The organism is Stenotrophomonas maltophilia group sp. msm4, assembly GCF_032025605.1.
Taxonomy (GTDB): domain Bacteria; phylum Pseudomonadota; class Gammaproteobacteria; order Xanthomonadales; family Xanthomonadaceae; genus Stenotrophomonas; species Stenotrophomonas sepilia.
Genome location: NZ_JAVSKK010000004.1, coordinates 301,969 through 315,052 on the forward strand (window position 1 = coordinate 301,969; position 13,084 = coordinate 315,052).

At 68.6% G+C, this 13,084-nt stretch carries 10 protein-coding genes; 1 reads left to right on the forward strand and 9 read right to left on the reverse strand.

Annotation, left to right across the window (positions count from 1 at the left end; translation table 11 throughout):
* The first annotated feature begins 3 nt into the window (after nucleotides 1-3).
* Nucleotides 4-1,956, forward strand: coding sequence for an acetyl-CoA hydrolase/transferase C-terminal domain-containing protein (locus ROV93_RS19690; protein ID WP_072168475.1), 1,953 nt, complete (start codon nucleotides 4-6; stop codon nucleotides 1,954-1,956).
* A 128-nt stretch (nucleotides 1,957-2,084) separates the two neighbouring features.
* On the opposite strand, the gene tkt is transcribed toward ROV93_RS19690, so the two are convergent.
* From tkt to ROV93_RS19735, 9 genes are all read right to left on the reverse strand, one after another.
* On the reverse strand, nucleotides 2,085-4,082 hold the full coding sequence (tkt, locus tag ROV93_RS19695) for a transketolase (protein WP_065179078.1): 1,998 nt from the start codon (nucleotides 4,080-4,082) through the stop codon (nucleotides 2,085-2,087).
* A gap of 126 nt (nucleotides 4,083-4,208) precedes the next feature.
* Nucleotides 4,209-4,631, reverse strand: a complete 423-nt coding sequence (locus ROV93_RS19700; RefSeq protein WP_227837915.1) for a hypothetical protein — start codon at nucleotides 4,629-4,631, stop codon at nucleotides 4,209-4,211.
* A 77-nt stretch (nucleotides 4,632-4,708) separates the two neighbouring features.
* Nucleotides 4,709-6,028, reverse strand: coding sequence for a dicarboxylate/amino acid:cation symporter (locus tag ROV93_RS19705; protein WP_072168473.1), 1,320 nt, complete (start codon nucleotides 6,026-6,028; stop codon nucleotides 4,709-4,711).
* Between the two features lie 57 nt (nucleotides 6,029-6,085).
* On the reverse strand, nucleotides 6,086-7,801 hold the full coding sequence (locus tag ROV93_RS19710) for a BatD family protein (protein WP_072168472.1): 1,716 nt from the start codon (nucleotides 7,799-7,801) through the stop codon (nucleotides 6,086-6,088).
* Nucleotides 7,798-9,636 carry a tetratricopeptide repeat protein gene (locus ROV93_RS19715; RefSeq protein ID WP_180890578.1) on the reverse strand — a complete coding sequence of 613 codons (1,839 nt, stop codon included), beginning with the start codon at nucleotides 9,634-9,636 and terminating at the stop codon, nucleotides 7,798-7,800. Before ROV93_RS19715 ends, ROV93_RS19710 begins: the two co-directional genes overlap by 4 nt.
* Nucleotides 9,633-10,637: a VWA domain-containing protein gene (locus ROV93_RS19720; protein WP_072168470.1), complete on the reverse strand. Its 1,005-nt coding sequence runs from the start codon at nucleotides 10,635-10,637 to the stop codon at nucleotides 9,633-9,635. Before ROV93_RS19720 ends, ROV93_RS19715 begins: the two co-directional genes overlap by 4 nt.
* Nucleotides 10,634-11,083, reverse strand: coding sequence for a DUF4381 family protein (locus tag ROV93_RS19725; RefSeq protein ID WP_072168469.1), 450 nt, complete (start codon nucleotides 11,081-11,083; stop codon nucleotides 10,634-10,636). Before ROV93_RS19725 ends, ROV93_RS19720 begins: the two co-directional genes overlap by 4 nt.
* Nucleotides 11,080-12,009 (reverse strand): DUF58 domain-containing protein, encoded by a 930-nt coding sequence (locus ROV93_RS19730; protein ID WP_180890579.1) that lies wholly within the window; start codon nucleotides 12,007-12,009, stop codon nucleotides 11,080-11,082. The genes ROV93_RS19725 and ROV93_RS19730 overlap by 4 nt, the downstream gene beginning before the upstream one ends.
* A gap of 8 nt (nucleotides 12,010-12,017) precedes the next feature.
* Complete coding sequence (locus ROV93_RS19735) at nucleotides 12,018-13,043, reverse strand: MoxR family ATPase (RefSeq protein ID WP_072168467.1); 1,026 nt, start codon at nucleotides 13,041-13,043, stop codon at nucleotides 12,018-12,020.
* Between the last annotated feature and the right edge of the window lie 41 nt (nucleotides 13,044-13,084).

The following is a 13,084-nucleotide window of genomic DNA, read 5'->3' on the forward strand; positions in this document are numbered from 1 at the left end:
CGCATGACCGAACACCTCACCGACCTGGACGCCGCCGTCGACTGGCTGTTTGCGCGCGTGGACGGGCCGCTGCGGATCGGGGCACCGCTGGCACTGGGCAAGCCGCATCGGCTGCTCAATGCCCTCTACGCACGCGTCGAACATGATCCTTCGCGGCCGCTGCAGCTGTATACCGCGCTGTCGTTGAACCCGCCGAAGCCGCGGGGCAACGGCCTGGAGGCGCGCTTCCTGGCACCGTTCGCGCAACGCCATTTCGGCGACGACTTCCCGCGCCTGGCCTATGCCGATGCGATCGCGCGCGACGCGTTGCCAGCGCACGTGCAGGTGGAAGAGTTCTACATGCAGTCCGGCGCCCTGCTCGGGTCGCGGCAGGCGCAATCCAGCTATACCAGCCTGAACTACACCCATGCCGCCGACGCGGTCGCGCAGCGCGCGCCGCAGGTGATCGTGCAGAAGGTGGCGATGCGGCCGAATGACCGTCGGCTTTCGCTGTCGTGCAACAACGACATCACCCAGGACACGCTCGATGCGATGACCGCGCGTGGCCTGCCACGCCCGTTGCTGATTGCCGAGATCGATCCGCAGCTGCCCTATCTGGGCGGCTCGGCGACGGTCGATGTGTCGTTCTTCGATCTCGTGATCACTCCGCCTCCGCCGTACCCGGCGCTGTTCGGGCTGCCGCGGCAGCCGGTCGGCGACGCCGACTACGCCATCGGCCTGTATGCCAGCACCCTGGTACGCGATGGCGGCACCCTGCAGATCGGCATCGGCACGCTGGCCGATGCCCTCAGCCATGCGCTTGTGCTGCGCCACACCGACAACGCGCGCTACCGCCGCGTGCTGCACGCGCTGGATCCGCAGCTGGTCAGCCACCCGCTGGTGCAGGAGATCGGCGGCGTGGATCCATTCGAGGTGGGCCTGTACGGCTGCAGCGAGATGCTCAATGAAGGCTTCCGCCGCCTGGTGCAGACCGGGGTCATCAGGCGCAAGGTGCACGACGACCTGGCGCTGATGCAGCGCATCGAGAATGGCAGCACGTTGTCGATCGACCACGCCACCCTCGCCGCGGAAGGCGAGTACCTGCATGGCGCGTTCTACCTGGGCTCGCCGGAGTTCTACGAGTGGCTGCGCACGCTGCCGGAAGACGAATGCCGTGCGATCGGCATGCGCCGCATCAGCGAGATCAACCAGCTGTATGGCGGTAACGAGGCACTGGAGCGCCTGCAGCGCCGCCATGCGCGTTTCTTCAATTCCTGCATGATGGCTACCGCGCTCGGCGCGGCGGTATCGGATGCGCTGGACGATGGACGCGTGGTGTCGGGCGTGGGCGGCCAGTACAACTTCGTGGCGATGGCACATGCCCTGCCGGAAGCGCGCAGCGTGCTGATGTTCCGTGCCGCGCGCGATGACAAGGGCCGCCGCGAATCCAACGTGCGCTGGAACTACGGGCACACCACCATCCCACGCCACCTGCGTGACATCTACCTCAACGAGTACGGCATCGCCGATCTGCGCGGGCTGACCGACGAGGACTGCGTGCATGCGATGACCGCAATTACCGAAGCGCCCTTCCAGGGCGATCTGCTGCAGCAGGCACAGGCCTCGCGCAAGCTGCTGGCGGCGTCCCAGCCCGACCCGCAGCGCCTGCAGCGCAACACGCCCCAGGCGCTGGCGGCGGCACTGGCACCATTCCGCGCCGATGGCAGCCTGCCGGACTACCCGCTGGGCAGCGATTTCAACGAGATCGAGCAGGTGCTGGTCAAAGCGCTGGCGTGGCTGAAGGCCAACACGCAGACCCGCAGCGACAAGCTGCGCACCGTCTGGGCAGCGCTGCGGCAACCGGCCGGCGACGGCGATGCCGTGTACCTGCAGCGCATGGGCCTGCAGGCACCGAAAGACTTCGCCGAACGCCTGGACGCGCGGCTGCTGCGGCTGGCGCTGGCGCGTACCGCCTGAGAAAAAGGGGACGGAGGGAATTAAGTCGTTTGTGCACAAACGACTTAATTCCCTCCGTCCCCTTTTTCTTCCGGCAACGAGAAAGGCCGGCTTGCGCCGGCCTTTCCTTTGTTGCGCCGAGAGGCTGCTTACAGCGCCTTGGCAGCTTCCACCACGTGCGCCGTGGTGATGCCGAAGTGCTTGTACAGCTGGTCGGCCGGGGCCGAAGCGCCGAAGGTGTCGATACCGATCACGGCACCGTCCAGGCCTACGAACTGGCGCCAGAAACCGGTGACGCCAGCTTCCACGGCCACGCGCTTGCGCACCGCGTTCGGCAGCACCGATTCACGGTAGGCCGCATCCTGGCGCAGGAACACGTCGGTGGACGGCATCGAGACCACGCGGGTCTTGATACCGGCCGCATCCAGCTGGGCCTTGGCTTCGGTAGCCAGCGAGACTTCCGAACCGGTGGCGATCAGGATCACGTCCGGCGTACCGGCGGCATCGGCCAGCACGTAACCGCCGCGCTCGATCTGCTTGATCTGCTCGGCGCTGCGCGGCTGGTGCGGCAGGTTCTGGCGGCTGAACACCAGGCAGCTCGGGCCGTCCTGGCGGGTGATCGCGGCCTTCCAGCTCACGGCCGACTCGACCGCATCGCACGGGCGCCACACGTCGTTGTTCGGGATGTAGCGCAGCGAGGCCAGGTGCTCCACCGGCTGGTGGGTCGGGCCGTCTTCGCCCAGGCCGATCGAGTCGTGGGTATAGACGTGGATGGCGTGGGCCGGAATCAGCGCGCTCATGCGCACGCCGTTGCGGGCGTAATCGCTGAACACCAGGAAGGTGGCGTCGAACGGAATGAAGCCACCGTGCAGGGCCAGGCCATTGGCGATGGCGGTCATGCCGAACTCGCGCACGCCGTAGTACACGTAGTTGGCGTTGGCGTCGTCGCTGGCGACCGACCTGCTGCCCTTCCACAGGGTCAGGTTGGAGTGCGCCAGGTCGGCCGAGCCACCGACGATTTCCGGCAGCAGCGGCGCATAGGCTTCGATGGCCAGCTGCGAGGCCTTGCGCGAGGCGATCGTCGGGCCCTCGGCGGCCACCTGGGCGATGTAGGCATCGGCCTTGGCAACGAAGTCGGCCGGCAGCTCGCCATGCGAGCGGCGGGTCAGCTCAGCCGCCTCCGCCGGATACTGGCTGGCGTACTTGTCGAACAGCTGTTCCCACTCGGCCTGGCGCAGCGTGCCGGCGCCATTGGCGCGCCAGCCGTCGTAGATCGCCTGCGGGATCTCGAACGGGCCGTATTCCCAGCCCAGCTGCTTGCGGGTGGCTTCCAGCTCGTCCTTGCCCAGCGGAGCACCGTGGCTGGATTCCTTGCCCGCCTTGTTCGGCGAACCGAAGCCGATGGTGGTGCGGCAGCAGATCAGGGTCGGCTTGTCGCTCTGCGACAGCGCGGCCTCGATGCCGGCCTTGATGCTTTCCGGGTCGTGGCCGTCAACATCGCGGATCACGTTCCAGCCATAGGCCTCGAAACGTTCCGGGGTGTTGTCGGTGAACCAGCCCTCGACGTTGCCGTCGATGGAGATGTGGTTGTTGTCCCAGAAGCAGACCAGCTTGTGCAGGCCCCAGGTGCCGGCCAGCGAGGCCGCTTCGTGCGACACGCCTTCCATCAGGCAGCCATCACCCATGAACACCCAGGTGCGGTGGTCGACCACTTCCAGCTCCGGGCGGTTGAAGCGCTGTGCCAGCAGCTTCTCGGCCAGGGCGAAGCCCACGGCATTGGCGAAACCCTGTCCCAGCGGGCCGGTGGTGGTTTCCACGCCCGGGGTCTCGTGGCGCTCCGGGTGGCCGGCGGTGTGGCTGCCCAGCTGGCGGAACAGCTTGAGCTGCTCGATCGGCAGGTCGTAACCGCTCAGGTGCAGCAGCGCGTACTGCAGCATCGAACCGTGGCCGTTGGACAGCACGAAACGGTCGCGGTTGAACCAGTGCGGGTTGCTCGGGTTATGGCGGAGGTAGTCGTTCCAGAGGACTTCGGCGATGTCGGCCATGCCCATGGGCATGCCGGGGTGGCCGGACTTTGCGGTTTCAACCGCATCGGCGGCGAGGAAGCGGATGGCGTTGGCCAACTGGCGACGGGTAGGCTGCGTCATGGTTCTGTCGGAATCGGGAGGCGGCCGCGGACGTGCGGGCGGCCTATTGTCCCACAGACGCGGGGCCGGGTTCAGGCGTAGGACCAGATCCCTTGCCAGTGAAAGGGATCTGGTCCCGCCACCCCCTTACTTGGGCGCGGCAGCCTCGATCACGCCACACATCGACTTCTTCTGGAAGTCCTCGCCAGTGGCGTAGGTGGCCGGGGTGGTCTTGGTCACGGTGATCTTCGAACCCTTGCCCTCGGCTTCAACCAGCACGTTCCACGGCAGGGTGGTCTGGCCACCATTGAACTGGACGTTCTGTTCCAGGGTCAGCATGCCCAGGTCCTTGTCCACGCTGGCCACCTTCAGGCCCGACTTCACGCCCTCGATCTGGATACGCTTGAGAGCGTCGGCCGGGGTAACGTTGGGCACCACGTCCCAGGTGGTGAAGGTGCGCCCGGCGAAGAAGCTGCCGGTCTTGGTGTAGTTGGTTTCACAGGCCTTCTGGGCACTGGCGTCGAAAGCCAGCAGGCCCAGGGCGGCGACCATCACGTACGAAATCCTCATTTCTGCTCCCTTTCGCACGGCGCCAATCCCGACGCCTTCCATGCGTCGGGATAGTATCCATGGCATTCAGGGCGCGTTCAATCGAGGGGCGTGCCCAGCGCCGGTCCGTCATGGGACTCGCCCTTGGCCACCAACGTGGTCAGGGCCAGGTCGCCGGTCACGTTCAGGGCGGTACGGCACATGTCCAGGAAGTGGTTCACGCCCAGGATCAGGCCAATGCCCAGCGGGTTCACACCGACCATCGCGCAGATCATCGCCACCACCGGCAGCGAGCCCGAAGGCACGCCCGCCGTGCCGATGCCGCCAAGGATGCAGACCGCCATCACCATGACCTGCTGGCCAATACTCAGGTCCACGCCGAAGAACTGGGCCAGGAAGATCACCGTCACGCCCTCGAACAGGGCGGTGCCGTTCTGGTTGGCGGTGGCACCCACGGTCAGCACGAATCGCGACACGCGCTGCGGCAGGCCCATCTGGTCCGCCACGCGCAGTGCGGTCGGCAGGGTCGCGTTGCTGGAGGCGGTGGAGAACGCCATCACCGTCGCTTCCTGGGTATCGCGGAAGAACGACAGCGGCGAGCGGCCGGACAGCCATACGGCAGTACCGTAGGTCACGACCATGTGCAGGCCGAGCGCCAGCACCACCACGCCCACGTACGCGCCCAGGCGGATGATCAGCTCGAAGCCGAACAGCGCGGCCAGATTGAACATGAAGCAGGCCACTGCATAGGGGGCCAGGCGGATGACCAGGTTGATCAGGGTCATCGAGATTTCGAACACGCCTTCGATGGCGCGGCGCAACGGGGCGACCTTCTCATTGTCGGTCAGCACCATGCCGATGCCGAACATCAGCGCGAAGAACATCAGCGACAGGATCGCGCCATTGTCCGACGCGGCCTGCAGCACATTGCTCGGCACGATCGACAGCAGCATGTCCATGCCCTTCGGCGTGCCATGGATGCCAGCGACGATTTCCTTGCTGCGCTCGGCGTTCTCCGACAGCATCATCGCGGCGACCTGCGGATCCACGCCGGCGCCCGGCTTGAGCAGGTTGACCAGCACCAGGCCGATGCCCACGGCAATGCCGGACAGCAGCACGGTATAGGCCAGGGTCTTCCAGCCGATGCGGCCCAGGGCGCGGATGTCGCCCATCTCCGACACGCCCATGATCAGCGCCGAGAAGATCAGCGGCACGATCAGCATGAAGATCAGGTTCAGGAACAGGCCCGACGCCGGGGTGGTGACGTAGTCCATGACCCACTTGGCACCGGCCTGCAGGCCATCGACGCTGCCGCCCAGGGCGTGCACGATCAGTCCCAGGATCAGGCCGATCGCAAAGCCGATGCCCATCTTCCAATGCAGGGGCAACTTCTTCTTGTCGGCAGCAGCTGCTGTCATGCGCGGGTTTCCTCGAAAAATGAATGCACTCTAACAAAGCGCGCAAGCGGCGCCGGTTCAGGTTCGCCGCGTTGGATACAGCGGCGCCAGGCCAGTGTCGGCGGCGCCGGTTGCCGCCGACCAGTGCGGTCCGTCACGGAAGACCTCACGCAGGCGCGCGCGCAACGGGGCCAGTTCGCCCTGCCCGCCCCAGCGCGCCTGCTGCAGGTCCAGCAATACCTGGCGCTGGGCCGCGTCATCCAGCCGGGCGATGACCTGCTCGATGCGTTTCACACCGGCCATCGCACACAGCCGTGCCTCCACCTGGTCGAAGCCTTCACCATCCAGCGCACGGCGCAGTTCGGCCAGGCCCGCGCGTCCGCTCACTACGGTCGGCACAGAGGGCGTGCCGGCTGCAGGCGCCGCCACACGCGGGCGTCGGCCTCGCTGCCAGCCCCACAACAGGGTCAGCAGCCACAGCAGCGCCAGGCCAATGGCCGCCGCCATCCATGGCCACGGTCGCTCGGACAGGCCGCTGGCGCGTGGATCGGTCGCGGCGATACGCCCATCCTGTCCATCGCTGCCGGGCAGCGCGGCAGCGGTGTCGATCGGTGGCAGCGCTGCCGGCGAGGCAGTGGCGGCGCCGGTACCGGCCGCAACGGCCAGCGTCAGGTCCGGCAGCTTCGCTTCCTGTGCCTTGCCGTTGCGCACATCCCACCAGGGCAGGTGTGGTCCCGGCACCACCAGCGAACCCGGCTGGCGCGGCACAATCGAATAGCGGCGGGTGATCTTCAGGCGCGGCGTGCTGCCGTTGAAGGTCTCTTCGTACTGTGCCGGTTCGGCGAACACCTGCGCGTTGGCGCCGACATCCGGCACCGGCAGGTCGGTGAACTGTGCTCGGGTCGCGCCTTCGGCAACCGCTTCGACCACCACGTTGGCTGCCTCGCCGGTACGGGCACTGGTGGGCGCGCTGGTGTAGCGCAGCTGCAGGCTCTGCAGGGGCAACCACGGCTGCGGCGCCTGTGCCGGCTGTGCCTGCACCTGCAACGTGCGGTCTGCGCCGGTGGCATTCATGCGGCCATCGCCGCCCCCGAAGAAGTCATCGAAGAAACCTCCGGCGCTGCGCCCGCTGAAACGCGCACCGGACAGCCGCAACGCGCCGCTGCGCTCGGGGATCAGCAGGAAACGTCGTTCGACCACGTTGTAGCGGCGCCCGTTGACCTGGCGTACGTCGGTGCGGTCATCGCCCACCCGCTGCAACGACGCGCCCGCCGGGGTGTCCAGCACCAGCTCGCCGGAGGCCAGCTGCGAGGCGAAATACAAGCGCACCACCACGCCCACGCTCTGCTGCACGTACGGCGTATCGTCATCGACAACGGTCTCGATGAAGGCCATCGCATTGCTGTCAGGTCCGGCCACGGCGGCCGCATCGACCTGCAGCGTCAGCGGCGCGGTTCGCGCACTGCCCACCTGCAGGCCCGGTACCACCAGCGCACCGCTGCGCCGGGGGGTCAGCGCCACGCCATACAGGTTGCGCTGCTGCATGCTGCCATTGCTCCATTCCACCTGGCGGCTGCTGGTCTGGCCGCTCAGGTCGAAGTCGGTGCGCAATGGCGTGAAGTCGGGAGCGCCCTGATCGCTCTCGACATTGAGGGTGACCGTATCACCCATCGCGATGCGGTCGCGATCCAGCCAGGCGCGTGGCTGCGCCCAGGCCAGCAGCGGCAGCCACAGCAACAGCGCCGCCAGTACCGGCCGTGACCAGTGCCCGTGCATGTTGATCGCGCGCGTCATCGCCCTTCCCTCTTCCTGCGTTCGTTTTCCAGCTGGAACTTGGCCCGCAGCAACGCGCCCGGATCATCCGGCACACGCCGCATCCACGCTTCCACCGCCTGTCGCTCCTCGCGCTCGCGCGGCGTGAGGCCCTCAGCCCCCGGTACGGGTTTGCCGTCCTTGCCAGCCTCGCCTTCGCGTGCCTGCTGCATCGCCTGCTGCATGCGCTGGCGCTGCTGCTCATCGGCCTGGGCCTGTGCCTTGGCATCCTCCACCTGTGGTGGCGCCTGCTGGCCATCGCGGCCGCGCTCGCCGGGTCGTGGGCTCGACGGGTTCTTGTCGTCACCCGCCTTGGGCTGCCCCTGCTGGCCCGACGGCGGCTGGCCCTGGCCGGGATTCTGCTGGCCCTGCTGCGGCTTCTGGCCCTGCGGGTTATGCTGGCCCGGGGTACCGTTCTGCTGCTTCTGCTGCCCGCTCTGCGGTGGCTTCTGATGATCCTGGCCTTTGCCACCGGACTGCCTGCGCTTGCGCGCGGCATCGACCACGGCACGGTTGGCGACCGCATCGGCCATGCCGGGATGCAATGCCAGCGCGCGGTCGTAGGCGGCGATCGCTTCGTCGTAGTTGCCTTCGCGTGCCAGCGTGTTGCCCAGGTTGTACCAACCGGCATCGTTGTCGATGCCTTCGAAGCGTTTGCGTGCAGTGGTGAAGTCGCCGTTGCGGTAAGCCTGGACCCCCTCGGCCAGGCGCTGATGCTGCGCCTGGTCGCTACGCTTCCACAGCGTGCCCTGCGCGGGTTGCGAGGCCTGCGTCGCAGGTGCCTGCGCCTGCGCGTCATTCATCCATGGCACGAGGCCGACCGCGAGCACCGCCGCCAGCAGCGCACGACGGCGGAAGGCCAGCAATGCCAGCAGCATCACCGGCGGCAGCAGCCAGAAGCCTTCGTCACGCCACTGCTTGCCTTCGCCCGGCCGCTGCGCCGCCGTGCCTTCGCGCGCGTCGAGTACACCGAGCGCACGCAGATCGCTGTCATCGGCGGAGATGCGTGCATAGCGGCCGCCGCCTGCAGTGGCCACCGCGCGCAGGCTGCCCTCATCCAGCGCAGCCTGGCGGATCTGCCCGCTGCCATCGCGGTAGGCCGCACCGGCAGGCGTGCCCAGGCCCAGCACCGACACCTGCAGGCCCAGGCTGCGTGCCTGCGCTGCCGCCAGTGCAGCTTCACCATCCGCCTGGTCGCTGACCAGCAGGATCTGCCCCTGCAGCGCACCAATCTGCCGCATCAGCCGTGTTGCCCAGTCGATGCCGCGGTCGGCACGCTGGCCATCGCGCGGCATCACGTCCGGCGACAGCGCATCCAGATACAGCGCGACGTTGCTGCCGTCGTCGGTCAGCGGCGCCACGGTGTAGGCATCATCGGCATACACCACCAGGCCCACCTGCCCGCCCTGGCGCGCGCGCAGCAGCTGGCCCACTTTCGCGCGCGCCTGCAGCAGGCGCGACGGTGGCAGATCGGTTGCGCTGATCCGGCTGGACAGGTCCAGTACCACCAGCAGCGGTGCGCTGGCCTGGAACATCGGCTGCGCCTGCTGCCGCCAGCTCGGCCCGGCCATCGCCAGCGATGCCAGTGTCCAGCCCAGCAGCAGCGCCCATGGCAGGCGCACGCGACGCTTCGCACCGGCGGCCAGCAGATGTGGCAACAGATGTGCATCCACGGCCTGCCGCCACGCATCACTGCGTCGCTGCCGGTACAGCGCCAACGCGATGATCAGCGGCAGCGCCAGCAGTGCCCACAACCACTCGGGCCGCAGGAAGTGCAGCGCGTTCCAGTCGGGAAGATTCGAAGCAAACGCGATCATCGGCGACGCTCCGGCCACAGCCAGGCCAATGCGCCCAGCAGCAATGCCAGGCCCAACGGCCACGCATAGCGTTCCTCGCGAGGGCGCAGGCTCGGGCCCTTTGCGGCCACTGGCTCCAGGCGATCAAGCTCGGCATAGATGCCGGCCAGCTGCGCGGTATCACGCGCGCGGAAGAACTGGCCGCCGGTCATGCTGGCGATCTTCTTCAGGGTGGCCTCATCGACCGGATCCTGGTCGGTGGAAATCGGAATGCCGAACAACCGCATGCTGCCATCGCCGCCAAATGCGACCGTGTGGATGCGCACGCCCTCGGCGCGCGCCACTTCCGCGGCGCGCAGCGGTTCCAGCACACCGGCATTGCTGACACCATCGGTCAGCAGGATCAGCACGCGCTGTCCCTCCGGCTGGGTGCGCAGGCGCTTGACCGCCAGGCCGATGGCATCCCCGATGGCGGTCTCGCGCCCGGCCAGCCCGACCACGCTGTCGCGCAGCTGGTCGCGCACGCTGGCCAGGTCCGCAGTCAGCGGCGTGAGTGTGTAGGCGCGGTCGCCGAAGATCAGCAGGCCGACGCGGTCGCCCGCACGACGATCCAGGAAGTCGGCAAGCACGGCCTTGGCTGCGGTCAGGCGATCGACCGCCTGGTCGCCCAGCACCATGTCGCCCTCGCCCATGCTTCCGGACACGTCCATCGCCAACATCATCTGTCGGCCCTGCTGCGGGGGCGTGATGGCGTCGCCCAGCTGCTGCGGTCGCGCCAGCGCGATGCACAGTGCACACCACCCCAGCCACAGCAGCAGCGTGCGCAGCCACGACACGTCGACGCGGCCACCACCGGACAGCGCTTCCAGCTCGGCGGCAGCGTAGGGGACGCGTAGTGCAGCACCCGGCGCTGCACGACGCTTCCACCAGCGCATCAGCAGCGGCATCGGGAGGGCCAGCAGGGCCAACGGCCACGCCAGCTGCAGGTCCGGCCATGGCCAGTAACTTGCCAGCAGGTTCATCGGCGGCGCTCCAGCAGCATCGCCAGGTAGCGTTCGCGGGCCCAGCTGCGTATGGCCGCCACGTCGCGGTTGTCGACGCGCGGGCGATAGGCGCCTTCGGCCAACAGGCTGCGGTGGTCATCGGCCAGCGTGCGCTGCGGGTCGAGGCGTTGCCACCAGGCGTCATCGCGCAGCGATTCACTGCCCGGCCGTGCATGGCGTGCGGCACGGCGCAGCAGTCCGGCGATGGCCGCCAGTTCGGCCGCAGCGTCGGGGGCGGTTGCCAGTTCCTGATCGAACAGCTGCAACCAGCGCTCGCGACGGCGGCGACGTCGCCACATCACCACGGCGATCACCAGCAGCACCAGCACGACCACCGCGCCGATCATCAGGTAACCGGGGGCTGGCGGCCACCATGACGGTGCCGGCGGCAGCTGCACATCGCGCAACGGCAGCGCGGCGCTCATGCCGGCACCTCGGTCGGCGACGGCGCCAGCCAGGCGTCGCTGGGCGCATCGGAGGACAGCACCTGCACGTCGACGCGGCGCGCGCCGAGCTGGTGCCGCAGCTCCTGCAGCGGCTCGACAAAATGCGCCCGCCAGTGCGCCTGCACTTCGCTGCGGCGCAGGTCGAGACCGATGCGCTGCTGCGCGGTCTGGAACTGCAACGCCGCCGACGGTGGCTGCAGCTCCAGTGGATCGACCAGCAGCACCAGGCTGAGGTCGTGATGCTGGGCCAGCGCGCTCCAACGCGCGGGCGGAATGCGGATGGCCTGCTGCGGATCGGCCAGCACCAGCATGCGCGCGCCTGGGCGCAGCACGCGGCCGGCATGATCCAGCGCGCGCTCCAGGCCCAGATCATCGGCCGGCGGCTGTGCGTACCAGCGGGTCAGCGCGTCGAGCACGCGCAGCACTCCGCGTGGCCCACCCGCGGGGGTGATCGGCGCTTCGCGGTCGCTGCCACGCAATGCGCCCACGCGGTCGCCACGGCGCTGCGCCGACCACGCGGCAACCGCGCCGGCACGGGCGGCCTGCACCGATTTGAAGCGAACGCGCGTGCCGAAATACAGCGCCGGTGACGTATCGGCCACGATCAGGCTGACCCGCTCTCGCTCGGCCTGGAACAGTTTGGTATGGGCGCGGCCGGTGCGCGCCGTCACGCGCCAATCGATGTGGCGCGCGTCGTCGCCGGCCACGTATTCGCGCGACTCGGCGTACTCCATGCCGCGGCCGCGCAGCGGGGATGGTGCCTGGCCCGCGTTGCCGGTGCGGCCACGGCGCGGCGGCGGCGGACGCTGTGCCAGCCGGCGCAGCGCGACCAGTTCGGCCAGCTGCGGGCGCAGCCCGTCACCTTCGAGCGCAGACGGTGCCTGTTCCAGGGATGGATCGGTCATGCGCAGGCTCAGGGTGCCGGCACCCGGGCCAGCAGCTCCTGCACCAGGCGCTCGCCGTCCCAGCCTTCGGCGGTGGCTTCATAGCTGGGCAGCACGCGATGGCGCAGCACGTCGGCGGCGACCGCGCGCACGTCGTCGGGGGTGACGAAGTCACGGCCAGCCAACCACGCCCGCGCGCGGGCGCAGCGTTCCAGTGCGATGGAACCGCGCGGGCTTGCCCCCCATGCGATGCGGCGGCCGAGGCCGGCGTCGTAGCGCGATGAATCGCGCGAGGCCAGCACCAGTTCGATCAGGTAGCGCTCCAGTGCCGGTGCCATGTGCAGGTCCAGCACTTCGCGGCGGGCGTCGAACACGTCCTGCATCGGCATCTTGTCTGGCGCCGGCGCGGCCTCACCCAATGCGCCGCGGGCACGCTCACGGGCCAGCCGCAGGATCTCCGATTCGGCGGCCTGGTCCGGGTAACCGATGCGCACATGCATCAGGAAGCGGTCCAGCTGCGCTTCCGGCAGCGGGAAGGTACCTTCCTGCTCGATCGGGTTCTGCGTGGCCATCACCAGGAACAGCGGCGGCAGCGCATAGGTATGGCGGCCAACCGTGACCTGGCGCTCGCCCATGGCTTCCAGCAGCGCCGACTGCACCTTGGCCGGCGCACGGTTGATCTCGTCGGCCAGCAGGATCGGGTGGAAGATCGGGCCAGGCACGAACTCGAAGCGGCCCTCCTGGGGGCGCCAGATCTCGGTGCCGGTGAGGTCGGCCGGCAGCAGGTCGGGCGTGAACTGCACGCGGGCAAAGTCTGCTTCCAGGCGCGAGGCCAGTGCACGGATCGCCGTGGTCTTGGCCAGGCCCGGCGCGCCCTCCACCAGCAGGTGGCCGTCGGCCAGCAACGCGATCAGCAGGCGTTCGACCAGGGCCGCCTGGCCGACGATCTCGGTCGACAACGCATCGCGCAGCTGGGTGAACGCCGCATGCAGGCGGGAAGTGGCCGGCGCGGGCGGCGGCGAGACGGTTTCGGGCATCGGCGGTGGCAGGTTCATGGGGGCCTTTGACCGGCGCGGGACGGCACGGGTTCCCGACA

Coding starts and splice junctions, on each gene's coding strand:
- ROV93_RS19700 (WP_227837915.1), bottom strand. CDS start 4,631: ATGAGGATTTCGTACGTGATGGTCGCCGCCCTGGGCCTGCTGGCTTTC.
- ROV93_RS19735 (WP_072168467.1), bottom strand. CDS start 13,043: ATGAACCTGCCACCGCCGATGCCCGAAACCGTCTCGCCGCCGCCCGCG.
- ROV93_RS19710 (WP_072168472.1), bottom strand. CDS start 7,801: ATGACGCGCGCGATCAACATGCACGGGCACTGGTCACGGCCGGTACTG.
- ROV93_RS19725 (WP_072168469.1), bottom strand. CDS start 11,083: ATGAGCGCCGCGCTGCCGTTGCGCGATGTGCAGCTGCCGCCGGCACCG.
- tkt (WP_065179078.1), bottom strand. CDS start 4,082: ATGACGCAGCCTACCCGTCGCCAGTTGGCCAACGCCATCCGCTTCCTC.
- ROV93_RS19690 (WP_072168475.1), top strand. CDS start 4: ATGACCGAACACCTCACCGACCTGGACGCCGCCGTCGACTGGCTGTTT.
- ROV93_RS19705 (WP_072168473.1), bottom strand. CDS start 6,028: ATGACAGCAGCTGCTGCCGACAAGAAGAAGTTGCCCCTGCATTGGAAG.
- ROV93_RS19720 (WP_072168470.1), bottom strand. CDS start 10,637: ATGAACCTGCTGGCAAGTTACTGGCCATGGCCGGACCTGCAGCTGGCG.
- ROV93_RS19715 (WP_180890578.1), bottom strand. CDS start 9,636: ATGATCGCGTTTGCTTCGAATCTTCCCGACTGGAACGCGCTGCACTTC.
- ROV93_RS19730 (WP_180890579.1), bottom strand. CDS start 12,009: ATGACCGATCCATCCCTGGAACAGGCACCGTCTGCGCTCGAAGGTGAC.